The following is a 21,343-nucleotide window of genomic DNA, read 5'->3' on the forward strand; positions in this document are numbered from 1 at the left end:
AGCGATGGCGGACCTTCCGTTCACTATTGATCAGCTGCGCATCCTTCGGGCCATCGCCAGTGAGGGCAGCTTTAAGAAGGCCGCAGATAGCCTCTATGTAACTCAGCCAGCGGTGAGTTTGCAGATCCAAAATTTGGAAAAGCAGCTGGATGTGTCTTTATTTGATCGCGGCGGCCGCAAGGCCCAACTCACAGAAGCTGGTCATTTATTACTTACCTATTCCGAGCGGATTTTGAGTCAATGCCAGGAGGCTTGCCGCGCCCTAGACGATCTCCATAACCTCAAGGGGGGCTCCCTTGTGGTGGGTGCAAGCCAAACAACGGGCACCTATTTAATGCCCCGCATGATTGGTTTATTTCGTCAGAAATATCCTGATGTTTCTGTGCAATTGCAGGTGCACAGCACCAGGCGCACCAGTTGGAGTGTGGCCAATGGCCAGGTGGATCTCGCCATCATTGGTGGTGAGGTGCCAAACGAATTGGCCGAGCAGCTGCAGGTGGTGGCCTATGCCAGCGAGGAATTGGCTTTGGTGTTGCCGATAAAACATCCCATGGCACGGCTGCAGGAATTACAAAAAGAAGATCTGTATCGCCTTTCCTTTATTTGCTTGGATGCCCAATCAACCACCCGCAAGGTTGTGGATCAACTGCTTTCCAGGGGTGGGCTCGATGTGCAGCGCTTGCGCATTGAAATGGAGCTCAATTCCCTCGAGGCGATTAAAAATGCGGTGCAAAGTGGTTTGGGCGCTGCTTTTCTACCGGTGGTTTCGATTGAACGGGAACTGGCCACCGGTGGTTTGCATCGGGTGATGTTGAGCGATTTGAGCGTGCGGCGTCAGTTGCGTTTGATTACCCATCCCGCCCGCTATTGCTCAAGGGCTTCAGCGGCATTCCGAAAAGAAATCCTGCCGGTATTTGCCAGCCCCGATAGCCCCCTACGGGATCAGAGTTCTGCTCAGAACTGATCCGCTTCTGGGGTAACACCCACGGTGTCGTCGGCGGCGGCACCGGCAATGCCCTTGGTTTGGAATTTGTTTTGGCTGGCGTCGTTTTGATAAACGCAACGCACCACTGGCTTATCTCGGATTGAACCGATGTAGGCGAAGGTATTCATCCGCTGCTTGCATTCCCGCATTTGTTCAGCTGTAACCGCCCCTTCTTTTTGTAAAACCGACCAATTTTCGCGGCGGATTACACAGCCTGGTTGCAGGCTTGGCTGGGTTACAAAGCTTGAGGATGGGTTCATCGTGGTGTAGGTCTCCACGTCGATCACGAAGGCGCTAGCACCCCACTGCTTACAAAATTCCGGATCGGGCACTGCCATATCCAATTGCTGGCTGCTGGAAATATTGCCCTGGCTGCCGGCGGTGTTACTGCTTAAAGCGGTGCCGATGCCGATGCCCAAAATCATCACCCCAGCCATCAGGGCGATGGTGGCCATGTTGAACTTCAAGCCGGCTAAACCTTCACCGGGCTTTTTGCCAGCACCACTCGATTGGGGCCCACCCCGATAGCGATCTTGGTAGCGCTCCCTTTCGTAGGCGCTGTCGTCGTAGGGGGAAGGCGGGCGACGGGGGGCCATTTAGGGGGATTCGGGGCTACGGGGTAAACCCATGGAGTAATTCAGCACCCGGCTATTTAGGTTGTAGCGCAATTCACCGGCCTGCAGTAGCTGGCGGATGTAGCCCTCCAAGGCGGAACCAATCCCGCGCAGGTTGTAGTCGTTCATTGGGGTGTTGGCCGCGGCTTCCACCAGCTCAGCAAAGCGTTGCTGCACCTTGGTTAGGGGAGCAGCATCCCATTCAAATTCGTTATCTGGATCCAAATCAAGGGTGAGTTGATCGTTGGCAGCCGTGAGGATGCCGTCGCTGCCAACGGTGGCCGCAAATATCCGCACATGGCGGGTGGTGCACTTCAGCGGCGTGTCAGACACCGGCGATAAACAGCGAGAGGGTTCCTAACTCTATGGTGAGCGCTCAATTTGAACAGGGGCGCAGATGCGGGTGGCGATTGCCGGGGCAGGTCTTGCGGGCTTGTCGTGCGCCAAATACCTCAGTGATGCTGGCCACACACCAGTGGTATACGAAGCCCGAGATGTGCTCGGCGGCAAGGTGGCCGCCTGGCAAGACGAAGACGGTGATTGGTATGAAACCGGCTTGCACATCTTTTTTGGTGCCTACCCAAACATGCTTCAGCTCTTTGCCGAACTAGGCATCGAAGAGCGGCTGCAATGGAAAAGCCATTCGATGATCTTTAACCAGCGGGAGGTGCCCGGCAGCTATAGCCGCTTTGATTTCCCTGATCTGCCGGCACCGCTCAACGGCGTGGCAGCGATCCTTGGTAATAACGACCTACTCACCTGGCCGGAAAAAATTGCCTTTGGCTTGGGTTTGGTGCCGGCAATGCTGCGGGGGCAGGAATATGTGGAAAGCTGCGATAAATATTCCTGGACGGAGTGGTTGCGCCTCCACAACATCCCCGAACGGGTGAATGATGAGGTATTTATTGCCATGAGCAAGGCGCTTAATTTCATAGATCCAGATCAGATCTCCAGCACAGTTTTACTAACAGCCCTAAATCGCTTTTTGCAAGAAAAGAATGGTTCAAAGATGGCTTTTCTTGATGGCAACCCACCGGAGCGCCTTTGTATGCCAATGGTGGAACACATCCAAGCCCGTGGCGGTGAGGTGCATTTGGAGGCGCCCCTGCGGGAGATCCAGTTGGCGGAAACCGGCGAGGTGAATGGTTTCCGCATCGCTGGCATCAATGGCAAGGAGGGCTATCTGGCGGAAGCCGATGCCTATGTGAGCGCTCTGCCGGTGGATCCCTTCAAGTTGCTATTGCCTGAACCATGGAAGGAAATGCCATTTTTTAGTCGCCTTGATGGCTTAAGGGGCGTGCCAGTAATTAATATCCATCTGTGGTTTGATCGCAAGCTCACTGATATCGACCATCTGCTATTCAGCAGATCGCCCCTGCTTAGTGTTTACGCAGATATGAGTAATACCTGTCGCGAGTATGAAGACCCAGAGCGTTCGATGCTCGAGTTGGTTTTTGCCCCTGCCCATGATTGGATCGGCAGGCCTGATAGTGAAATTGTTGCAGCCACATTGGGTGAGCTAGAGCGATTATTTCCCCAGCATTTTGGTGGGGAAGAGCCAGCTAAATTGCGTAAAAGCAAAGTGGTTAAAACACCGCTTTCGGTATATAAAACCGTGCCCGGTTGCCAGGCCCTGCGGCCAAGCCAGGCCACACCGATCGCCAATTTCTTTTTGGCTGGCGACTACACCATGCAGCGCTATCTCGCTTCGATGGAAGGTGCCGTGCTCAGCGGTAAACTCTGCGCGGCTGCAGTGGCGAGCTAAACGATGGTGCTATGCCCCCTGCCCTCGAAATCAGTTTTGCCATCCCTTGATGAGGCCTATGAGGCCTGCCGGCTGGAAACGGAGCGGTGGGCTAAAACCTTCTACCTCGGCACCCTGTTGATGCCCCCGGCGAAGCGCCGGGCAATTTGGGCCATCTATGTGTGGTGCCGCCGCACCGATGAATTGATGGATAGCCCGGAGGCGCAAAATCTGCCGGTGCAAGAATTGAGCGATCGGCTTGATTGTTGGGAGCAACGCACGCGAAACCTGTTTCAAGGTGATGTGCTCGATGGCCTTGATCTGGTGATGGCAGATGTGCTCGAGCGTTACCCCCAGCCCCTTGAACCCTATTTGGAAATGATCGAGGGCCAGCGCATGGATTTGCGCAAACATCGCTATGCCACTTTTGCCGAATTAGAGAGCTATTGCTTTCGCGTTGCAGGCACCGTGGGTTTGATGACCCAAGAGGTGATGGGTTTAGATCCTGCCTACATCAGCGCCCCATGGAGCAATAAACCAAATACGAGCGAAGCGGCTGTGGCCCTTGGTATTGCCAACCAGCTCACCAATATCCTCCGTGATGTGGGCGAAGATCGCGGCCGCGGCCGAATTTATTTGCCCCAAGAGGATCTGCAGCGCTTTGGTTATTCAGAGGCGGAATTGATGGCTGGCACCCTGAATGAAAATTGGAATGCCTTGATGGCTTTTCAGTTGCAGCGGGCCCGCCACTGGTTTGCCCTTTCCGAATCTGGGGTGCGTTGGTTGGCAGCTGATGCCCGCTGGCCGGTGTGGGCTTCCTTGCGCATCTATCGCGGCATCCTCGATGCCATTGAAAAGCTCAACTACGACGTTTTTAACCACAGGGCCTATGTGCCTCGGGTGGGTAAGTTTCTTGATCTGCCCCTGTCTTATTTGATTGCTCAGGCCCGCTGAGCTAACCACTGGCGCAGAATTGGATTAACAATTTCCGGTGCCTCATCGTGGGGGCAATGGCCTAGCCCTGGCAATAGTTTTAGTTCCTTTACGCAGGCAAATTGCGCCGCCCAGCGGCCTGCTTCTAAGGGGTCCTCCCAGGGGTCAGCCGCACCCCAAAGCAAACGCACCGGCAGTGGCGGCTCGATCTGGGCCAAAAGTTCTGGGGCCAGGTGGTCGTTAAAGAGATTCACAAAGCCGCGGAAGCTTTCGGTGGCGCCCTCAGCAAGGCTGGGCCCGTGCAGCAGGGCAACCAACTCTTGATCCACATTGGCGCCGCTTGGATAGGCCCTGAGCAGCACGCTGCGGATAAAAGCAGGCCGGGCCAACAGCCGAAATAATGGGTTGATCACCCACCGCTGCTGCACCAGTTGCTTGATCAAAGGGCGACTGGCGCGCTCGAGGCCTGGCAGTTGGGCGGCGCGTTTGTCGTCGAGGCTGCGCTGGGCGCAATCGATCAGGATTAGTTGGGCCGGCGGCTGCCCTTGCTTTTGCATTAAGCAAGCAGCCGTTAAAACAACCATCGCACCAATTGAATTACCCACTAGTTGCACCTGCACCCCTGGTGCTGGGGCAACCACCTGCTGGATGAAATCGCTCAGCAATTGGGCCCAAAGATCAAAGCAGTAGCGCAGTGAACCTGGGCTTGCAGCCTCATTTTCAAGTTGGGAGCGGGGTTTTGCGCTAGCACCAAAACCGAGCAGATCGATGGCAAATACAGGCCTGTCTTCACTGATGGGGCCCAGGTTGAAACGCCAGTGGCCGCTGGAGGCGCCAAAGCCGTGCACCAGCACCACTGGATCAGCACCATTGGCAATTCCGGCCTGGCGGTAGGCAATTCGCTGGGAACCGCTATTCCCTTGCCAGGTCCAAAAATGAAGTGTGGTCAAAAAATAATTACTAGGCGGTTGTTTTTTGGTTTGCCAGCAGATCTTTCAGTTTGGATAGTTCGCCGGCCCAGCGGGGGTCGGGGGCTGCTGCTGCAGGTGCATCGCTATGCACAACTTTGTCTACTGATTTACGCGCGGGTGTGGGTCCGGCGGAGCTGGGGCGGCGATCGCTGCCGCCAGCGCGCTCATTGCCGCGGCTTTCACGCTTCTCCGACACCTCCACCTTCAATTGGTTGCCGCCATATTCACGGCCGTTGAATTGTTCGATTACGGCATCTGTGAGTTTGGCGTCGTCCACATTTACAAAACCAAAACCACGGCAGGCGCCCGTATCACGGTCGAGAACAGCTTTAAATCGCACGCCAGCGCCAACGGCAGCAAACAGTTCCTCCAGTTCTTTTTGGTTAAACGACTGGGGCAGGTTGCCAACGTAGAGGCGGGTGCTCATGGGAAGAAAAAAACGTGGGGCCTTTGTTTATAACCAGATGCTCTGGAAGCTTGGGCCAGGAACAATGCAGTTAATCATGCGGCAGGGGGTCTTTGCTCAGCAAGGATCCTGGCGGCCTCAAGGTTATGGGGCCTGCCAAAGGCGCGAGCCCGGGTTAGTTGAGCCAAAAGCAGCCCCAGGGCTGGGCCCGGCTTGATCCCCAACTCCCGCTGCAATTGGGCCCCATCAATGGGGCTGCGGGGATGGAACAGGCAGTCGTTTGGGTTGCGCCAGCGCTCTAGCCAGCCTTTGGTTTGCTGCGGTGCAAGCAGCACTAGGGCAGCTAGATCTAGCTCTAATTCCTGGCAAAGCAGCAATTGTTGCTCCTCGCCAAGGCTGGGGCTAGTAGCCAAAATTCGTAACCATTTACGCAAAATTGAACAGCGTTGCTGCAGCCTTTTGCTGGCCCGCAGGCGCCCCAAACCACTGGCGCCAAACAACTGGGCAAAGCGCGCCAGGGGTAAGGCAGTAGATGCTTCAGCTGCGCTGAGGGGGCCCGCATCATTGAGCGGTTGCAAGTTATCAAGGGCCAGCTCCTCCAACCATGGCCGCAGTAAACCCAGCTCTATGGCTTGGCGGAGGCCCTGGGCCCCAAGGGGGCACCTGGCTAATTTTTCCAATTCCGCCAATACCCGCTCAGCTGAAACCTGGCTAAGCAAGGCTCCATGGCGTTGCACAAAGGCGCTGGTGCTGGCGGCCAACTGAAAATTCAGCTCCGCCGCCAGGCGCGGCCCCCGCAATAAACGCAAGGGATCCTCCTGGAGGTTTGCTTCGCTGATGGCAGTGAGCTGGCCCTTGGCCAGATCAGCCAGGCCGCCGAGGGGATCCAGCAGGGGGCCATCAACCCCAAGGGGGAGGGCCATGGCGTTGATGCGGTAGTCGCGCCGGTGCAGATCTTCCACCAGGCTGCTGCCGGCGCAGGCGGCTAGATCAATGGTCCAGGGGCCTAGCACCACCCTTGCCATATCCCTTGGGGCATCAAGCACCACCGCAACGCCCCTGTGGGCCTTAGCCAGCTGGCGGGCTAGGGCAATTGCCCCAGTGGGCACCACCAGGTCGAGGTCGGGGTGGGGTGGCAAACGATTTAGCAGGCCATCCCGCACGGCACCGCCCACCAGGGCGCAGCCGGGTGGCAACTGCTCGATCGCCAGCGGCCAGCTCTGCGGCGCTAGCCGCTGCCGCAACAGGCTTGCCGCCCCCTGGGTGCTGGTGGCTGTAGCTGGCAAATCCATGGCACCATCTTGACGCTGTAATTTCACGGCACAATTCAGCTATCAACCAAGCCCACCCATGTGCATTTGCCTGGATTGTTCCTGGATCCAGCGCTGCACTGCCTATCACCGGGTGGAAAAGGAGCATGGCGTGCCCCATTTGAATCAAAATCCTGATTTCACACCCTTAAATCCCCAGATTCACATTTGCGTGCAAGAGGTGGAAAACAGCTGGGGTGTGGAGTGGGATGTGCGCGGCTGCAATAGTTTTCAAGCTAATTAGCCGCCATGAGTTGTGCCCTGGCGCTCCACAGTTGCAGCAGCACCCTTGGGGTTGCCTTGCTGGATAGGGGCCAGGGCCGTTCCGCTGCTTTCCCCTTAGCCCGTGAATTGGCAAACGGCCTATTTGATGCCATTGCTGAGTTGTTGCCCGCCAGCCGCTGGCGGGAGCTCAGTTGGTTGGCGGTGGCCACCGGCCCCGGCAGTTTTACCGGCACGCGGCTCACCTTGGTGCTAGCCCGCACCCTGGCCCAGCAGTTGCAAATACCCCTTTATGGCTATGGCAGCCTGCGCCTGATTGCAGAGCGGCGCCGGCTGGAATTAGCAAGCACAGGTCCCCATTGGATTGGTCAAACCCTGCCCCGCAGGGGGGTGGTGGCTGGCTATTACGGCGTTGTTGCGGCTGATGTTGCAGCTGTTGAGGAGCTTGAGCCGCCAAGCCTCAATCCAGCTGGATTAACCAGCGCCTTTTGGGAGGCGCAGATGCAACCGGAGCACGATGCCCGGCTGATGTTGCAGCTGAGTGAACCTTTGTTTGAGCAAAACATCGCTGGCCCTTGGCAGCAGGTTTTGCCCATCTACCCCACCTCCCCTGTTCAAGAATTACCTGCCAAAAAAACGTCAATCGAAAGCTGATGTGGCGTTTATTGCTGGGGGCAGGCTTAGTTGTTGGGCTGTGGAGTTGCGGGGCAAAGCTTGTGGAACCTCTGCTGCCGCCACCCCAACAAATTTTGGTTTTGGGTGGTGATCTTGAGCGGGAGGAGGTGGGCGCCCAGCTGGCCCGCAGTACCCAATTGCCCCTGCTGGTGAGCAGTGGCAGCAATGCCGAATATGCCCATTGGCTGCTAGCCCGCCATGGCCTAGATCCCAGCAAAGTTCAGCTGGATTACCGCGCCAGCGACACCCTTAGCAACTACACAAGCGTGGTGGATGAATTACATCGCAAGGGGGTGCGCCACGTGCTTTTGGTAACCAGCAGTGACCACATGGAAAGGGCCCTGCTGGTGGGGCGCTTGGTGGCGGGCAGCAGGGGTGTTTACCTCAGCCCGGTGGAGGTGCCCTGCGGCAACAACTGCGTTCCGGAATCGCGCCGCAAGGTGTGGGGTGATGGTTTACGCGCCTTGGTTTGGGTTGTTAGCGGCAAGGATTTACGCCAACAGTTGAAGCTGAAGGCGCCTCCAGCAAGGCATTGATCGCCTCCTGGCAGGCCCTAGTAGTGGCCTCCAGGTCGGGGCGACGGCGGGAGGCAGGTGGCGGGATTGGCAGCCCCACCCGCACTTCTAGGGGCACCAGCCGTGGCCAGGTTTGACCAGGCCCCAGGGCCCTGTGGGTGTTCACAAGGGCCACCGGCAGCAGCGCTGCCCCACTGCGGGCTGAAAGCAGGGCTGCCCCCAGCTGGGGGTCCTCAACCCGGCCACTGGCCTGGCGGGTGCCATCTAAAAAAATCCCCGTGGCCCAGCCCAGCTCCAAACGCCCGAGGGCAGTGCGGATCGCCTCCCGATCGCTCGCGCCGCGGCTAACGGGATAGGCGCCGAGGCTGCGGATCAACGGCCCCAAAACAGGCACCGCAAATAATTCCGCCTTAGCCATAAAACTCACCGGCCGCGGCAGGGTGTGGCCCAATAGGGGTGGATCCAGGTGGGAACCGTGGTTTGCCACCACCACCAAGGGCCCCTGGCGGGGTACCCGTTCCATGCCACGGCAGCGGCCACGAAATAACAAACGAAAAATTGGTGCCACCAATAGCCATTGCACCAGGCGATAGCTGGGGCTCGGTTGGGGCCTAAGGATTAGGGGGAAGTTTTGTGATGAAGGCATCTCAAGCGACACCCAGATCGTTTAAGCAGCTGATCTGGGCTGTTACCACTGCCGGCAAGCTGCGTTTTATTAAGCCGCTCAGCACTGCCCCGGGCCCCACCTCCACCACGGTGTGGATCCCAGCCAACTCAAATTGCTGCATCGTTTCGCGCCAGCGCACCCCTGAGGTCATCTGCTGCTCGAGCCTTTGCTTTAAATCGCTGCCATCACTGCAGGGGCTGGGGTTTGTGTTGCTCAGGATCGGCACGGTGCTGTTGTTAAAAGCCAGCGCAGCTAACTCCTTGGCAAAGGCCGCGGCTGGAGCTGCCATGAAGGGTGAATGGAAAGCGCCCGAAACGGCAAGGGGCACGGCCCGTTTGCAGTTAACTGCCGCTAACACGGCATCAAGGGCTGCCTGGCTGCCGGAAAGCACCACCTGGCCATCGCTGTTGTCGTTTGCGATCACCACATCAGCCGTTGCAGCTACGGCTTCCTCCAGGCTGCTGCGGTTGAATCCGATCACAGCCACCATGGCGCCCTCGGCGGCGGCGGCCATTAATTCACTCCTGCGAATTACCAACTGCAGCCCGGTTTCAAATTTAAAAACACTGCCGGCATAGAGGCCAACTAATTCACCTAAACTGTGGCCTGCCAACAGATCTGCTTGCTTTTCCTGTTGATGCAGCAGATCCACCAGCAGGCTTTCAAGCACAAATAGGGCTGGCTGGGTGTTGCGGGTGTTGTTGAGGTTGTGAAGGTCGTTTTCGATCTCGGGGCAAGTGCCTGCGCAGATCTGGGCCAGGTTGCGGCCCAACAGATCAGATGCCAGCTCAAAGCGTTCTTTTGCTAGTGGATGCTCCAGCAAGCCAGCGGCCATGCCGATTTTTTGCGACCCCTGCCCCGGAAACACCCAAGCAATGCCCATACCAGTTGCAAGCTGCGCTAGCCATGGAGGCTACCGGCTGCCTGCCCAACGCCAAAGGGCTGCCCCCCAACTGAGCCCCGCCCCAAAACCACTGCTGGCGATCAAATCACCGGCTTGAATGCGGCCATCGCTCACGGCTTCATGGAGCATCACGGGGATCGTGGCAGCTGAGGTGTTGCCGTAGTTGGCCAGGTTGCTCAACACTTTCTCTGCCGGTAGCCCCAGCCGTTCGGCCACGGCATTAAGGATGCGTTGGTTGGCCTGGTGCAGCAGCAGCCAATCCAACTGCTCGGCGCTCGTGCCTGTGCTGCCAAGCAGTTCCATCAATATTGTTGGCACCTCCCGCACGGCAAATTTATAAACCTCCTGGCCATTCATTGCGATTGGTTCAAAGCCACCCCTCTGGCTTGTTACGCCTGGGATCAAATCCTCAAAAGCCGCCCCTTGGCGCAGGTTTAAACAATCGGCCTTACGGCCATCGGAGGCCATGCGAAACCCGATTAGGCCATCTTCCTCTGGGGTGCAGGCTTCAATTGCCAATGCCCCTGCCCCATCACCAAAAAGCACACAGGTGCGGCGATCATTCCAATCCACCCAGCGGCTTAATTGATCGGCTCCAATCACAAGGGCCCGCCCCATGGCGCCGGTGCGCAGGTATTGGGAAGCGGTAATCAGGGCAAATAAAAAACCGCTGCAGGCGGCGGTGAGATCAAAGGCAACGGCATTGGTGGCGCCAAGTTGGGCCTGGATGCGGGGGGCGGAGCCGAATAGGTCGTCGGGGCTGGAGGTGGCCAGCAGGATTAAATCGAGGCTTGCTGGATCCCAACCGGCGGCAGCTAAGGCCTTGGCACCAGCCATAGACGCCAGCTGGGTGAGGTTTTCGCCCTCACCGGCTATGCGCCTGGCGGCGATGCCCGTGCGGCTGCGGATCCAGTCGTCGCTGGTGTCTACCCGTTGGCTGAGGGCCTCATTGCTAACACTGTTATGGGGCAGGGCTGCTCCTGTGGCGCAAAAGCGAATGCCCTTCATTGACCATCCCCTTCACTAAGGCGGTGCAGATTTTCTAACGCCCCATGGCTGGCGGCGGTGTGGGCAAGGCGCAGGGCCCCCAATACGGAAAGTGCTTTGCTGCTGCCATGGCCGATCACGCAGATCCCATCCACCCCTAAAAGCAGGGCACCGCCGTGTTCAGCGTGGTCGAGCCGTTTTTTGATGCGCCGCAAATTGTTGCGAAGGAATGCAGACCCCACCTTGCCGCGGCGACCGCGGGGTAGTTCGGCCTTGAGCACCTCCAACAGCACGCTGCCCACGGATTCCAAAAATTTGAGCAGCACATTGCCGCTGAAGCCATCGCACACCACCACATCAAAGTCACCGGAAAGCACATCGCGGCCTTCGCAATTACCGGCGAAATGGAAGCGCTTTTCAGCCGCCAACAGGGGGTAGCTGCGCAGGGCGAGATCGTTGCCCTTGCACTCCTCTTCGCCAATGTTTAAAAGGCCGATGCGGGGCTTCGCCACCGCCAACACATCACGGCTGTAGATGTTGCCCAGCAGGGCGAATTGATGCAGATAACTGGGTTTGCAATCCATATTTGCCCCCACATCAAGCACCAACACCTGACGGTTCACATCTTTGGTGGGAAAAAGGGCGCCGATGGCAGGGCGCTCGATGCCCTTCAGCCGCCCTAAACGAAAAATTGCAGAAGCCATAACGGCCCCTGAATTACCAGCTGAATAAACCGCTAGGGCGGCGCCGCTTTTCACTTGATCCATGGCCAGATTGATGCTGGCATCCCGTTTGCGGCGCACCGTGGTGGCCTCTTCCCCCATGCCCACGGAGGGGCCGGCGGGCAGTAGTTGCAGGCATCCCTGGGCCTGGGCCTGGGCAACCCGCTCCTGCAGCTTGAGGTTTTGGATGGCGGTTTGCAAGGGCGCCTCCTCAGCCACAAACAGCACCTTCAAGGCCAATTGCTCGATGGCATCAAGGCAACCCTCAAGGATGGGGCCGGGGGCATGGTCACCCCCCATGCCATCAACGGCAATCGCTATGCGGGGGCCGCGGGGGCCGTTGCTGGCGGCGGGGTTAAAGCCAAACCCAAACCTGCCGCTAAGAACGGTGCCAGCACTGCCCACAAGGCTGATTACGGGCCCGGTGCGGCGATACCAGATCACCAGCCGGCGCATGGCACGGCGGGGCCTGGGCCGCCTGCTGCGGCCCAGTAGGGAATTTGGCTCCGCCATGGAGATTTAGCCTCCGTCGCCGCTGGCGCCGTCGATGATGCGCTGAAAAAGGTAACCGGTTCCGCGGGCGGTGAGGATAAGTTCTGGATTTGCTGGGTCGTCTTCCAATTTGGAGCGCAGGCGCGAGATGTGCACATCAACCACCCGGGTATCCACATGGCGCTCTGGGGTGTAGCCCCAAACCTCCTTGAGGATTTCACCACGGCTAAAGGGTTCTCCAGAACGACCCACCAAAAGCTCCAGCAGGCTGAATTCCATGCCGGTGAGGCGGATCCGCTCATCGTTGCGAAATACCTGACGCTTATTTGTATCCACCTTCAGTTGACCCACCTGGATCACCCCTGAGTTGGGTAGGCCCGGGCCACCGAGGTTGTCTTTATCAACCCGGCGCAATACGCAACGGATGCGGGCCTCCAGCTCCTTGGGGCTAAAGGGTTTCACCACGTAGTCGTCGGCACCGAGCTCAAGGCCCGTGATGCGGTCGGCCACATCACCAAGGGCGGTGAGCATCACGATTGGCACATCCGATTCCTTGCGCAGCTCTTGGCAAACGCCATAGCCATCAAGCTTTGGCATCATCACGTCGAGCACCACCAAATCGGCTGGTTGGCGGCGAAAGGCCTCAAGGGCCTCCTCCCCATCGGCGGCCGTAACCACCTGATAACCAATCATTGTGAGGCGCGTTTCCAGGATCCGACGGATACTGGCTTCGTCGTCTACCACCAGAATTATTTCTTTTCCGTTGGGGGGAGCAGCTGTAACTGCCATAGAGGGCAAGACCGGCAACGGAGCAGTTGGACCACTCAACTGAGGTTTGGCTGCATTTATGTAGTAATTCACATCAATCTTCATAGAACGTTTTGGCAAAGAGCAGCACCAGCTACGTATGCGAAAGCTGTGGCGCCCAATCGCGTCAGTTTTTCGGCCGTTGTTCCGCCTGCGGCAGCTGGAACACCATCGTTGAACAGATGGTTGGCAAAAGGGTTATTGCAGCCCATGGCCGCCGCTCTGAGCCCATCTATGCCGTTGGCGATCGGCCGTTGCAACGGCTCTGCAGTGGCTATGGGGAGTTGGATCGCGTGCTGGGTGGTGGCTTGGTGCCCGGCTCTCTGGTGCTGTTGGGGGGTGATCCCGGCATCGGCAAAAGCACGCTGTTGTTGCAGAGCGCCCAGGCGATGGCCACCCGTCATTCCGTGCTTTATGTGAGCGCTGAGGAATCAGCCCAGCAGGTGAAGCTGCGCTGGCGGCGCCTAGTGGATCAACTGGGCCAAACCAACGGCTTGGCAAACCCTGGGGCAAGCGATCCCAATGTTGAGTTGCAATTATTGGCTGAAACCGATCTGGAAATGGTGCTGCAGGAGCTGCAGGCCCTGAAGCCAGCCGTAGCCGTAATCGACAGCATCCAGGCCCTCCACGCCGCTGAACTAAGCAGTGCGCCCGGTTCCGTAGCCCAAGTGCGCGAATGTGCCGCCGCCTTGGCACGGATTGCAAAAAGCCAAAACACTGCCCTGCTGCTGGTGGGCCATGTAACCAAGGAGGGGATTTTGGCGGGTCCAAAGGTGTTGGAACACCTGGTGGATGCGGTGCTCACCTTTGAGGGCGATCGCTTTGCAAGCCATCGCCTGCTGCGGGCGGTGAAAAATCGTTTTGGTGCCACCCATGAATTGGGGGTGTTTGAAATGCGCGGCCAGGGCCTAGTGGAAGTAACCAACCCCAGTGAGTTGTTCTTAGGTGGTGATGAACCAAGCGCTGGCACCGCCACGATCGTGGCCTGCGAGGGCACCAGGGCCCTGGTGGTTGAACTGCAGGCTCTGGTGAGCACCACCAGCTACGCCAGCCCCAGGCGAACGGCCACCGGCATCGGCACCAACCGTTTGCACCAGATCCTTGCGGTATTAGAAAAACATTTGGGCCTGCCACTTTCCCGCTTTGATTGTTATTTAGCCGTGGCGGGTGGTTTGGAAGTGGAGGAGCCGGCTGCCGACCTGGGCGTGGCAGCAGCGGTGGTAGCTAGCTATCGAGATCTGATCATGCCGCCTGGCACGGTATTGATTGCTGAATTGGGCCTTGGCGGCCAATTGCGGCCTGTGGGTCAGCTGGAATTGCGCCTGCAGGAATCAGCTCGCCTTGGTTTTCGCCGGGCTGTGGTACCCAAGGGCAGTGGCCTCGGTCGCCTTGCAGCTGGTTTGGATTTGCAATTGCTAGAAGCTGGCACGATTGCAGAAGCTTTGGTGGCAGCTTTAGGGGCAGATACTGTTAGTTAGAAAAATATATCTGCGTTGCCGCGGCCTGTGGTTTTAAGCCAATTTTGAGCTTCGATGTAATTATTGGGCGCTAAACGTATGGCTTTTGTCCAATAATCAGCGGCTAGATCAAAGCAGCGATCAGCTTCATCGGTTTCACCTTGCTCTTGGGCCAAGCTGCCCAGGTGATGCTGAATAACAGCCATGTTGTTTAACACCTGGGGCATTTTTGCATTTAGGGCTAGGGCCTGTTCGTAGTGCTCTAGGGCCTTGGCGTGGTCGCCATTGCTGGCAAATACCAGGGCCATGTTGTAGATGATGAAAGCGCGGTCGTTGGGGTCTTCTTCCAAACGCAGGGCTTCTTCGTAATTTTCTAAGGCCTCGGCATATTCCCCATCCCCCTGGGCACTCATGCCATCGCGGTAGTAGGCAAAGGCTTCCTTTGCCCTTTGGTTGGTGGGTAGCACCTTCAAAATCAAATCGGCCATCACCGTGAAACTTTTGTCGATGAAGTTGTCGTTGCGTTGACTGCGCGGCACGGCATTAGCTCAGTTCAACCCAGTGTGGCCCGTGGGCAGCTTTCCTACCTAACCTGGGTTATGACTTCCCAGGCTTTACTCCTCGATATCGAGGGCATGAAATGTGGTGGCTGTGTTAGCGCCGTAGAAAAACGACTGCTTGCCCAACCGGGGGTGCTAGAAGCCAGCGTCAATTTGCTTAGCCGCACCGCTTGGGTGGAGCTTGAGCCCACGGCCCAAGCTGATTACCTAGCTAACGGTTTGCTGGAAAGCCTGGCGGGGCTTGGTTTCCCTGGGCGAATTAGAAGCCAGCAAAGCGCCCTTGAGCAGTTGCGGGCAAGTAGGGCACCCCTGGGCTGGTGGCAACGCTGGCGGGAACTGGTGATTGCCCTGGTGCTTTTGGTGATCAGCAGCGCCGCCCACTTGAGTGAAACCGGCCCCCTTGCTGATATGCGGCTCCATGGCCTGGTGGCCAGCATCGCTCTGCTGGGCCCAGGGCGCTTGATCCTGGTGCGGGGGTGGCAGGGTTTGCGCTCTGGGGTGCCAGCCATGGACACCCTTGTGGGTTTAGGTGTTTTTAGCGCCTACCTAGCCAGCCTGGTGGCCTTGATTTGGCCTGGGGTGGGCTGGTCTTGTTTTTTTAATGAACCCTTGATGCTGCTGGGTTTTGTGCTGCTGGGCCGCTTCCTGGAAGACCGGGCCAAACGCCGCACCGGCGATGCCCTTGAGGCCCTTGCTGATCTGCAACCCAACACTGCCCTGCTGCTAGTTGGTGATGACTTGCCTAGGCCCGTGCGGGTTGGTGGCCTCAGGCCCGGTGATCGCTTGCGGATCTTGCCCGGTGATCGCCTACCCGTTGATGGCAAGGTGATTTCAGGTTGTTCCAGTGTGGATGAATCGGGTTTAACCGGTGAACCAATGCCCCGTTTGGTGCAGGTGGGAGCTGAACTTTCCGCCGGTGGCCTCAACCTGCAATCGCCATTGGAATTGGAGGTTTTACGCAGCGGCGCTGATTCAGCCTTGGCCCGCTTGATCGAGCTGGTGCAGCGGGCCCAGGCAAGTAAGGCGCCGATTCAGGCCCTTGCCGACCGTTGGGCAGGGCGTTTCACCTGGATAGTGCTGGCCCTTGCGGCGCTCACATTTTTGTTTTGGTGGCTTGTGGGTACCCAGTTGTTTCCTGAGGTGCTCCATGGCCTATCCCATGGCCACGGCCACCACCGCAGCCTTGGCGCTGGGGCAAACACCCCTGTGGGTTTGGCTTTGCAACTTGCCATCGCCGTATTAGTGGTGGCCTGCCCCTGTGCTTTGGGGCTTGCTACGCCAACGGCCATCAGCGTGGCCACAGGCCGCGCCGCCCGCTTGGGGCTTCTATTTAGGGGCGGGGAAGTGCTTCAGGTGGCCGCTGAAGTGCGCACCGTTTTGTTTGATAAAACAGGCACCCTCACCCGCGGCAGGCCCCTGGTGGAAGCTTGCCTGAGCCTGGCCGATGGCCTTGGGGAGCAGCGCTTGCTGCAACTAGCCGCATCCCTGGAGCAGCACACCCGTCACCCCCTGGCCTGGGCCCTATTGCAGGCTGCTGAAAGCAGGGGTTTGCCGCTGCTTGCTTGCAGTGCCAGTTCCACCATTGCGGGCGCAGGCGTTGAGGGGAAAGTGGAGGGTATGGAGCAGCTCTGCCGCCTGGGCAGCCTTAATTGGCTTGAACAGCAGGGGGTTGTTCCCCTGGCGGAGGCCCTGGCTTGGCAACTGGAGCAAGGCCAGGCGGGTGCCACGGTGCTTGCCATGGCCCATGGGAAGCAGCTGCTTGGTTTATTGGCGGTGCGGGATGCCCTGCGGCCCGATGCAGCAGCAGCGGTGCAAAGGCTTAAGCAGAGGGGATATGGGTTGGGAATCCTTAGCGGTGATCGCCAGGGCCCGGTGCGGCAGCTGGCTGGAGAGCTGGGTTTTGAACCGGAACAGTTGGGCTGGGGTTTGAGCCCAGCCCAGAAATTGGCCAAACTCGAGGCGGCAGCAGCACCGGTGGCGATGGTGGGGGATGGTTTAAACGATGCCCCTGCCCTGGCCGCGGCCAACCTTGGCATCGCCGTTGGCACCGGCACCCAAATCGCCCAAGACAGCGCTGATTTAGTGGTGTTGGGAGATCGCTTGATGGCGGTGCCCCAGGCCTTGGAACTGGCCCAACGCTGCATGGCAAAAGTGCGGCAAAACCTGGTTTGGGCCTTTGGTTACAACCTGCTGGTGCTGCCCTTGGCGGCGGGCGTGCTGCTGCCAGGTTTTGGCCTGCTGTTAACGCCACCATTGGCGGCATTGTTGATGGCCATGAGTTCGCTCACGGTGGTTGCCAATGCCCTGTTGTTGAAATTGCCATGACTGCTCGGGGCAAATTTCTAGTGCTTGAAGGCATTGATGGTTGCGGCAAGAGCACCCAGTTGCGCCACCTAGCCACTTGGCTGCCCAGCAGTGGTTTGATGCCGCCTGGGGCTGGCCTGATCTGCAGTCGCGAACCGGGCGGCACAGCCCTGGGCCTTGCCCTAAGGCAATTGTTGTTGCATCCACCTGAGGGATTAGCCCCCCATAGCCGCACGGAATTACTGCTCTATGCCGCTGATCGAGCCCAGCATGTGCAGCAGTGCATTGAACCGGCCTTGGCGGCTGGCAATTGGGTGCTTTGCGACCGTTTTAGTGGGTCAACGGCTGCCTATCAGGGCTATGGCCGCGGCCTAGATCAAGCTTTGATCGATCAATTGGAGCAGTTGGCAACGGCTGGTTTGCGGCCTGATTTATGCCTTTGGCTTGCCCTTGATCCCCTGGAGGCAGCGCAGCGCAGGGCGGGGGAAAGGGCCGATCGCATTGAAGCGGAGGGCTTGGCATTCCTTGGGCGGGTGCATGCTGGTTTCAGCGCCTTAGCGAAACGGCCGGGGTGGCAGCAGGTGTGCGGGCAAGGTGCAGTTGATCAGGTGCAAGCGCGTTTGCAAGCTTGCTTGCAGCAATGGTTTGTGCAAAATCCATGACCGCCCCATTGTTTGCTGGGGTGGTGGGCCATGGCAGGGCCTTGCAATTGCTATGTGCAACTTTGGCTGCAGATCGCCTGGCGCCCGCCTACCTATTTGCCGGGCCCGAGGGGGTGGGGAGATCCCTAGTGGCTCGCCGTTTTATTGAAGGTTTGAGCGGTGCTGGCCTTAATGGGGATCTGGGGCTGCGCCGCCGCCTAGAGCTTGGTAACCACCCAGATCTGCTTTGGGTGGAGCCCACCTACAGCGAAAAAAGCCAGCAAAAAAAGGGGCTACCCCAATTAAGGCTGGAGCAAATCCGAGAGGTAACCAGATTTTTGGCCCGCCCACCCCTGGAGGCCCCCCGTTCGGTGGTGGTGCTGGAGGGGGCCGAAAGGATGGCAGAGGGAGCTGCTAATGCCTTGCTCAAAACCTTGGAGGAGCCTGGACAGGGCCTATTGATCTTGTTAACGGCGGCACCAGAGCAATTGCTGAGCACAATTTTGAGCCGCTGCATGCGGATTTCATTTCGCCCCTTGGCCCCTGCTGAACTTGCTGAGGTGGTGCCTGATCAAGGTGATCCAGCTGAATTATTGGCCCTTGCGGCAGGATCCCCAGGGGCACTGCTGGAATGGCGGCGGCGCTGGCAGGAATTGCCAGAAGCTTTGCTCGTGATGCCTGAAAATCCAATGGCAGCAATGGATTTAGCGCGTCAAATCAGCGATCAATTGGACGGCGAACAACAATTGTGGTTAATCGGCCTTTTGCAACGCAGGCTTTGGCTAAGCACTGGGCAGGTGAAACAGCTGCAGCGCCTAGAGCGATTAGGCAAACACTTAAAAGGAAATGTGCAACCGCGGTTGGCGTGGGAAGTGGCCCTTCTAGACTTGTGCGCTTAATTCCCGCTGCTGCTGCTGGGCGCGGAATTCAGCCATCAAGGCAATGCAATCGGTTAAGTGGTTGCCAGAGGGCAACTCGAGGCAATAGCCGGCTCCGTAAACGGTTTTGATGAACCTTGGTTTGCGGGGATCTGGCTCGAGTTTGGTGCGCAGGTGGCGGATGTGAACGCGGATGGTTTCGATGTCGTCGTCTGGTTCATAACCCCACACCTCCTTGAGGATCAAAGAGGGGGCAACCGTTTGACCATGGCGTTGCAACAGGCAATGGAGAAGTTCAAATTCAAGGTGGGTAAGCCGCACCGCCTGTTCAAACCAAATCGCTTCGAAGCGTTCTGGCACCAGGGTGATCGGTCCGAAATTGAGTATTTCGTTGTGCTTGCTTGAAAGGGGTGCCCGATCACTGCGGCGCAACAGGGCCTTGATGCGAGCTAGGAATTCTTCGAGTTCAAAGGGTTTGGTGAGGTAATCATCGGCGCCAGAATTGAAACCAGTTACCTTGTCTTTGGTGCCGCCGAGGGCGGTGAGCATCAAAATTGGTATTTGAGCCGTGCGTTCATCGCGCCGCAACCTTTGGCAAAGGGTGAGACCATCCACGTTTGGCAACATCAAATCGAGCACGATTAGATCTGGCGCGTATTGCAGAGCAAGCGCTTGACCCTTAATGCCGTCTTCTGCTTTTTGCACATCAAAACCGGAATGCTCAAGGCTGCCAGCCACGAGCTCACGCATGTCCCGGTCGTCTTCGATTAAGAGGATGCAGGGCTTCATTAATGCTGCTGGGTGAGGTAAAAGCTGGGCTTAGCTAAATCAGTTGAAGCAAAACCCAGGCATCGAGCCCAGGGCGCCTTCAAAACTACTTATTTACTATAGAGGATTAAAAATCAGACGAGCTAACACAAGGCCTCCAATCGATCGACTGAGTCTGGTTAGTCTTAGCTGGAGGATATTCTGATTTGCTACAGATTTGGGGATGATAAATTGTTAAACAAAAAATAAATAATATATATTTGGAATTTGGATACTAGATTTTTAATAAAAATCAAAATATTTAAAATCAAAATACTTAAAACCAGGATACTAAAAGCTAAGATATTAAAGGCTAAAATAAATAACTTTTAATTATTGGCTTTACTTGCTTGCTTACCCAATTTACTTAGCTTAATTATAAATCTAACTCTATTCAAAACTCCCCGGGCGGGATTCGAACCTGCGACCAATCGGTTAACAGCCGATCGCTCTACCACTGAGCTACCGAGGAAAGCACCCCAAAAGGGTGAGTTCGAACTTAACCGCCGGCCTGCCCCCTGGGCAACCCCTCCAGGGCGCTTGCCATGGCAGACCCCGCAATCCAGTTGCCGGCAATGCCGCGATCCAGCTTCAAGGCCCCATCGCATTGGTGCAATTCTTCCAATTTGTGGGTAACCCAAAGGGCTGTGAGGCCATTGGCCCCCAGGTGATTTCGATTGCACAGCTGGCGGATCAAGCCGAGCACGGCCCTTTGATTTTCAGGATCGAGCAGGGCGGTGGGTTCATCCAGCAGCAGCAACCTGGCGCCGCTGATCAGGCCGGATGCAATCGCAAGCCGTTGTTTTTGGCCACCGCTGAGGCTATGGATCGGGCGATCGGCAAATCCAGCTAGCCCCACCTGGTTGAGGGCTGCCTCAATGCTTTGCGCCTGGGGCTTAACCCCCTTAGGCAAGTGGAAGCAGAGTTCGCTGCCGCAGCCTGGCAGCAGCAGTTGATGGTCGGGGTTTTGAAAAACAAGTGCCGCAGCTGTTGAGCAGTGGATCTGGCCTGCCGTGGGCTTGAGCAGGCCAGCAATCAAGCGCAGCAGGGTGCTTTTGCCGCTGCCATTGCCGCCCACCAGCATCCAGAGGCCAGGCCGGGGAATTTGCAGCGAGCATTGCTGCAGCACAGGGCTGCCCTGGGGCCAGCTGTAGCTAACCCGATCCACCTCAAGGATGGGCTTCATTCAGCGCCGAGGCTGAAACCAGGGCGCTTGCTGCCGGCACCAAGGGCGCTTTTCTCATAGAGCTGCACCGCCAAAATTTCAGCGCTTAGCAGGGTTACCTGCTTCTCTTCCGCTTTTTCGCAGCGCAGTTCCAGCAGTTGCGGCTCACCCTGCTGCATGGCCCCACGGATTTCTTGATATAAAGCCTGGGCGGCCTCCAGCTCCTTGCGTTGCACCGAAATCGGCATGGGCGAAAGCTTGAGGCTGAGCTCAACAACAAACATGGCAAAAACGCTGCTGGCGGCAGCCTAGGGAGCCAGGGGCGTAGGTAGATGTGCGTATTTTGGCCGGTTTTCCCTGCAAAGGGGCGGCGCAGTGGGTATGGTTCGAGATGTAACGCTTCGTGAAGAACTCCCCATGACGATCGCCCTTGGGCGTGTAAGCCAACGCGGATGGTTCGACGTCCTCGATGACTGGCTGAAGCGCGACCGCTTTGTATTTGTTGGTTGGTCTGGCCTATTGCTTTTCCCAACTGCCTATTTGGCTTTGGGTGGCTGGCTTACCGGCACCACCTTTG

General features: G+C 57.6%; 24 protein-coding genes, 1 tRNA gene and 1 pseudogene. 11 read left to right on the plus strand and 15 right to left on the minus strand.

The window, feature by feature from the left end; all coding sequences use genetic code 11:
* Positions 1–4 precede the first annotated feature (4 nt).
* Positions 5–964, plus strand: coding sequence for a LysR family transcriptional regulator (locus KBY68_RS09040; protein WP_106500225.1), 960 nt, complete (start codon positions 5–7; stop codon positions 962–964).
* Here KBY68_RS09040 and KBY68_RS09045 read toward each other — a convergent pair.
* Together KBY68_RS09045 and ndhM are read right to left on the minus strand one after the other, a co-directional pair.
* Positions 955–1,581: a DUF3172 domain-containing protein gene (locus KBY68_RS09045; protein ID WP_106500224.1), complete on the minus strand. Its 627-nt coding sequence runs from the start codon at positions 1,579–1,581 to the stop codon at positions 955–957. The genes KBY68_RS09040 and KBY68_RS09045 overlap by 10 nt on opposite strands.
* Positions 1,582–1,932 carry an NAD(P)H-quinone oxidoreductase subunit M gene (gene ndhM, locus KBY68_RS09050; RefSeq protein ID WP_255096872.1) on the minus strand — a complete coding sequence of 117 codons (351 nt, stop codon included), beginning with the start codon at positions 1,930–1,932 and terminating at the stop codon, positions 1,582–1,584.
* A 64-nt stretch (positions 1,933–1,996) separates the two neighbouring features.
* Here ndhM and pds point away from each other — a divergent pair, with 64 nt between their 5' ends.
* Positions 1,997–3,364 (plus strand): 15-cis-phytoene desaturase, encoded by a 1,368-nt coding sequence (gene pds / locus KBY68_RS09055; protein WP_255096873.1) that lies wholly within the window; start codon positions 1,997–1,999, stop codon positions 3,362–3,364.
* A gap of 3 nt (positions 3,365–3,367) precedes the next feature.
* On the plus strand, positions 3,368–4,297 hold the full coding sequence (locus KBY68_RS09060; protein WP_106500422.1) for a phytoene synthase: 930 nt from the start codon (positions 3,368–3,370) through the stop codon (positions 4,295–4,297).
* On the opposite strand, the gene KBY68_RS09065 is transcribed toward KBY68_RS09060, so the two are convergent.
* The 3 genes from KBY68_RS09065 to KBY68_RS09075 all read right to left on the minus strand — a co-directional run bounded on the left by KBY68_RS09065 (position 4,285) and on the right by KBY68_RS09075 (position 6,972).
* Positions 4,285–5,226 (minus strand): alpha/beta fold hydrolase, encoded by a 942-nt coding sequence (locus KBY68_RS09065; RefSeq protein WP_255096874.1) that lies wholly within the window; start codon positions 5,224–5,226, stop codon positions 4,285–4,287. The genes KBY68_RS09060 and KBY68_RS09065 overlap by 13 nt on opposite strands.
* Before the next feature lie 10 nt (positions 5,227–5,236).
* A complete protein-coding gene (locus KBY68_RS09070) occupies positions 5,237–5,674 on the minus strand; it encodes an RNA recognition motif domain-containing protein (RefSeq protein WP_106500421.1) in 438 nt (145 codons plus the stop codon).
* Between the two features lie 74 nt (positions 5,675–5,748).
* Positions 5,749–6,972: a tRNA nucleotidyltransferase/poly(A) polymerase-related protein gene (locus KBY68_RS09075; protein WP_255096875.1), complete on the minus strand. Its 1,224-nt coding sequence runs from the start codon at positions 6,970–6,972 to the stop codon at positions 5,749–5,751.
* A 31-nt stretch (positions 6,973–7,003) separates the two neighbouring features.
* Here KBY68_RS09075 and KBY68_RS09080 point away from each other — a divergent pair, with 31 nt between their 5' ends.
* From KBY68_RS09080 to KBY68_RS09090, 3 genes are read left to right on the plus strand one after another with little or no spacing between them, the layout of a single operon-like run.
* Positions 7,004–7,207, plus strand: coding sequence for a Ycf34 family protein (locus KBY68_RS09080; RefSeq protein ID WP_255096876.1), 204 nt, complete (start codon positions 7,004–7,006; stop codon positions 7,205–7,207).
* A gap of 5 nt (positions 7,208–7,212) precedes the next feature.
* On the plus strand, positions 7,213–7,839 hold the full coding sequence (gene tsaB, locus KBY68_RS09085) for a tRNA (adenosine(37)-N6)-threonylcarbamoyltransferase complex dimerization subunit type 1 TsaB (protein WP_255096877.1): 627 nt from the start codon (positions 7,213–7,215) through the stop codon (positions 7,837–7,839).
* Positions 7,839–8,396: a YdcF family protein gene (locus KBY68_RS09090; RefSeq protein WP_255096878.1), complete on the plus strand. Its 558-nt coding sequence runs from the start codon at positions 7,839–7,841 to the stop codon at positions 8,394–8,396. The genes tsaB and KBY68_RS09090 overlap by 1 nt, the downstream gene beginning before the upstream one ends.
* Here KBY68_RS09090 and KBY68_RS09095 read toward each other — a convergent pair.
* Genes KBY68_RS09095 through rpaB form a run of 5 tightly spaced genes read right to left on the minus strand, consistent with a single transcriptional unit; the run spans position 8,338 to position 12,936 of the window.
* A complete protein-coding gene (locus KBY68_RS09095; RefSeq protein WP_255096880.1) occupies positions 8,338–9,021 on the minus strand; it encodes a lysophospholipid acyltransferase family protein in 684 nt (227 codons plus the stop codon). The two genes, KBY68_RS09090 and KBY68_RS09095, sit on opposite strands and share 59 nt — an antisense overlap.
* A gap of 1 nt (position 9,022) precedes the next feature.
* On the minus strand, positions 9,023–9,925 hold the full coding sequence (fabD, locus tag KBY68_RS09100) for an ACP S-malonyltransferase (protein WP_255096881.1): 903 nt from the start codon (positions 9,923–9,925) through the stop codon (positions 9,023–9,025).
* A gap of 30 nt (positions 9,926–9,955) precedes the next feature.
* Complete coding sequence (locus KBY68_RS09105) at positions 9,956–10,954, minus strand: beta-ketoacyl-ACP synthase III (RefSeq protein ID WP_255096882.1); 999 nt, start codon at positions 10,952–10,954, stop codon at positions 9,956–9,958.
* Positions 10,951–12,168 (minus strand): phosphate acyltransferase PlsX, encoded by a 1,218-nt coding sequence (gene plsX / locus KBY68_RS09110; protein WP_255096883.1) that lies wholly within the window; start codon positions 12,166–12,168, stop codon positions 10,951–10,953. Before plsX ends, KBY68_RS09105 begins: the two co-directional genes overlap by 4 nt.
* A gap of 6 nt (positions 12,169–12,174) precedes the next feature.
* Positions 12,175–12,936: a response regulator transcription factor RpaB gene (gene rpaB / locus KBY68_RS09115; RefSeq protein WP_106500426.1), complete on the minus strand. Its 762-nt coding sequence runs from the start codon at positions 12,934–12,936 to the stop codon at positions 12,175–12,177.
* Between the two features lie 92 nt (positions 12,937–13,028).
* On the opposite strand from rpaB, the gene radA reads away from it, so the two are divergent.
* Positions 13,029–14,432, plus strand: coding sequence for a DNA repair protein RadA (gene radA / locus KBY68_RS09120; protein ID WP_255096884.1), 1,404 nt, complete (start codon positions 13,029–13,031; stop codon positions 14,430–14,432).
* Here radA and KBY68_RS09125 read toward each other — a convergent pair.
* On the minus strand, positions 14,429–14,950 hold the full coding sequence (locus tag KBY68_RS09125) for a photosystem I assembly protein Ycf3 (RefSeq protein ID WP_255096885.1): 522 nt from the start codon (positions 14,948–14,950) through the stop codon (positions 14,429–14,431). The genes radA and KBY68_RS09125 overlap by 4 nt on opposite strands.
* 60 nt (positions 14,951–15,010) lie before the next feature.
* On the opposite strand from KBY68_RS09125, the gene KBY68_RS09130 reads away from it, so the two are divergent.
* From KBY68_RS09130 to KBY68_RS09140, 3 genes are read left to right on the plus strand one after another with little or no spacing between them, the layout of a single operon-like run.
* The gene (locus KBY68_RS09130; RefSeq protein ID WP_255096886.1) at positions 15,011–17,296 is read left to right on the plus strand and encodes a heavy metal translocating P-type ATPase; all 2,286 of its coding nucleotides are present in this window, start codon (positions 15,011–15,013) and stop codon (positions 17,294–17,296) included.
* A complete protein-coding gene (tmk, locus tag KBY68_RS09135) occupies positions 17,293–17,937 on the plus strand; it encodes a dTMP kinase (RefSeq protein WP_106500411.1) in 645 nt (214 codons plus the stop codon). The genes KBY68_RS09130 and tmk overlap by 4 nt, the downstream gene beginning before the upstream one ends.
* Positions 17,934–18,815, plus strand: coding sequence for a DNA polymerase III delta subunit-related protein (locus KBY68_RS09140; RefSeq protein ID WP_255096887.1), 882 nt, complete (start codon positions 17,934–17,936; stop codon positions 18,813–18,815). Before tmk ends, KBY68_RS09140 begins: the two co-directional genes overlap by 4 nt.
* On the opposite strand, the gene KBY68_RS09145 is transcribed toward KBY68_RS09140, so the two are convergent.
* From KBY68_RS09145 to KBY68_RS09160, 4 genes are all read right to left on the minus strand, one after another.
* Positions 18,798–19,583, minus strand: a complete 786-nt coding sequence (locus KBY68_RS09145) for a response regulator transcription factor (protein ID WP_106501112.1) — start codon at positions 19,581–19,583, stop codon at positions 18,798–18,800. The genes KBY68_RS09140 and KBY68_RS09145 overlap by 18 nt on opposite strands.
* A 418-nt stretch (positions 19,584–20,001) precedes the next feature.
* Positions 20,002–20,073, minus strand: a tRNA-Asn gene (locus KBY68_RS09150).
* Positions 20,074–20,100: 27 nt separating this feature from the next.
* Positions 20,101–20,787 carry an ABC transporter ATP-binding protein gene (locus KBY68_RS09155; protein WP_255096888.1) on the minus strand — a complete coding sequence of 229 codons (687 nt, stop codon included), beginning with the start codon at positions 20,785–20,787 and terminating at the stop codon, positions 20,101–20,103.
* The gene (locus KBY68_RS09160) at positions 20,784–21,050 is read right to left on the minus strand and encodes a UPF0367 protein family (protein ID WP_255096889.1); all 267 of its coding nucleotides are present in this window, start codon (positions 21,048–21,050) and stop codon (positions 20,784–20,786) included. Before KBY68_RS09160 ends, KBY68_RS09155 begins: the two co-directional genes overlap by 4 nt.
* A gap of 133 nt (positions 21,051–21,183) precedes the next feature.
* Between KBY68_RS09160 and KBY68_RS09165 the strand changes: the two are divergent.
* Positions 21,184–21,343 (plus strand): annotated as a pseudogene (locus tag KBY68_RS09165) (photosystem II D2 protein (photosystem q(a) protein)); the annotation flags it as partial.

Origin of the sequence: Synechococcus lacustris Maggiore-St4-Slac, assembly GCF_024345595.1 — a bacterium.
GTDB lineage: Bacteria > Cyanobacteriota > Cyanobacteriia > PCC-6307 > Cyanobiaceae > Synechococcus_D > Synechococcus_D lacustris.

Bases quoted from the DNA above. Each gene is read 5' to 3' on its own strand.
- KBY68_RS09070 (WP_106500421.1), bottom strand. From the start codon at position 5,674: ATGAGCACCCGCCTCTACGTTGGCAACCTGCCCCAGTCGTTTAACCAA.
- tsaB (WP_255096877.1), top strand. From the start codon at position 7,213: ATGAGTTGTGCCCTGGCGCTCCACAGTTGCAGCAGCACCCTTGGGGTT.
- KBY68_RS09040 (WP_106500225.1), top strand. From the start codon at position 5: ATGGCGGACCTTCCGTTCACTATTGATCAGCTGCGCATCCTTCGGGCC.
- pds (WP_255096873.1), top strand. From the start codon at position 1,997: ATGCGGGTGGCGATTGCCGGGGCAGGTCTTGCGGGCTTGTCGTGCGCC.
- KBY68_RS09155 (WP_255096888.1), bottom strand. From the start codon at position 20,787: ATGAAGCCCATCCTTGAGGTGGATCGGGTTAGCTACAGCTGGCCCCAG.
- tmk (WP_106500411.1), top strand. From the start codon at position 17,293: ATGACTGCTCGGGGCAAATTTCTAGTGCTTGAAGGCATTGATGGTTGC.
- KBY68_RS09060 (WP_106500422.1), top strand. From the start codon at position 3,368: ATGGTGCTATGCCCCCTGCCCTCGAAATCAGTTTTGCCATCCCTTGAT.
- KBY68_RS09130 (WP_255096886.1), top strand. From the start codon at position 15,011: ATGACTTCCCAGGCTTTACTCCTCGATATCGAGGGCATGAAATGTGGT.
- plsX (WP_255096883.1), bottom strand. From the start codon at position 12,168: ATGGCGGAGCCAAATTCCCTACTGGGCCGCAGCAGGCGGCCCAGGCCC.
- KBY68_RS09080 (WP_255096876.1), top strand. From the start codon at position 7,004: ATGTGCATTTGCCTGGATTGTTCCTGGATCCAGCGCTGCACTGCCTAT.
- KBY68_RS09105 (WP_255096882.1), bottom strand. From the start codon at position 10,954: ATGAAGGGCATTCGCTTTTGCGCCACAGGAGCAGCCCTGCCCCATAAC.
- rpaB (WP_106500426.1), bottom strand. From the start codon at position 12,936: ATGGCAGTTACAGCTGCTCCCCCCAACGGAAAAGAAATAATTCTGGTG.
- fabD (WP_255096881.1), bottom strand. From the start codon at position 9,925: ATGGGCATTGCTTGGGTGTTTCCGGGGCAGGGGTCGCAAAAAATCGGC.
- KBY68_RS09145 (WP_106501112.1), bottom strand. From the start codon at position 19,583: ATGAAGCCCTGCATCCTCTTAATCGAAGACGACCGGGACATGCGTGAG.
- KBY68_RS09140 (WP_255096887.1), top strand. From the start codon at position 17,934: ATGACCGCCCCATTGTTTGCTGGGGTGGTGGGCCATGGCAGGGCCTTG.
- KBY68_RS09095 (WP_255096880.1), bottom strand. From the start codon at position 9,021: ATGCCTTCATCACAAAACTTCCCCCTAATCCTTAGGCCCCAACCGAGC.
- KBY68_RS09160 (WP_255096889.1), bottom strand. From the start codon at position 21,050: ATGTTTGTTGTTGAGCTCAGCCTCAAGCTTTCGCCCATGCCGATTTCG.
- KBY68_RS09045 (WP_106500224.1), bottom strand. From the start codon at position 1,581: ATGGCCCCCCGTCGCCCGCCTTCCCCCTACGACGACAGCGCCTACGAA.
- KBY68_RS09090 (WP_255096878.1), top strand. From the start codon at position 7,839: ATGTGGCGTTTATTGCTGGGGGCAGGCTTAGTTGTTGGGCTGTGGAGT.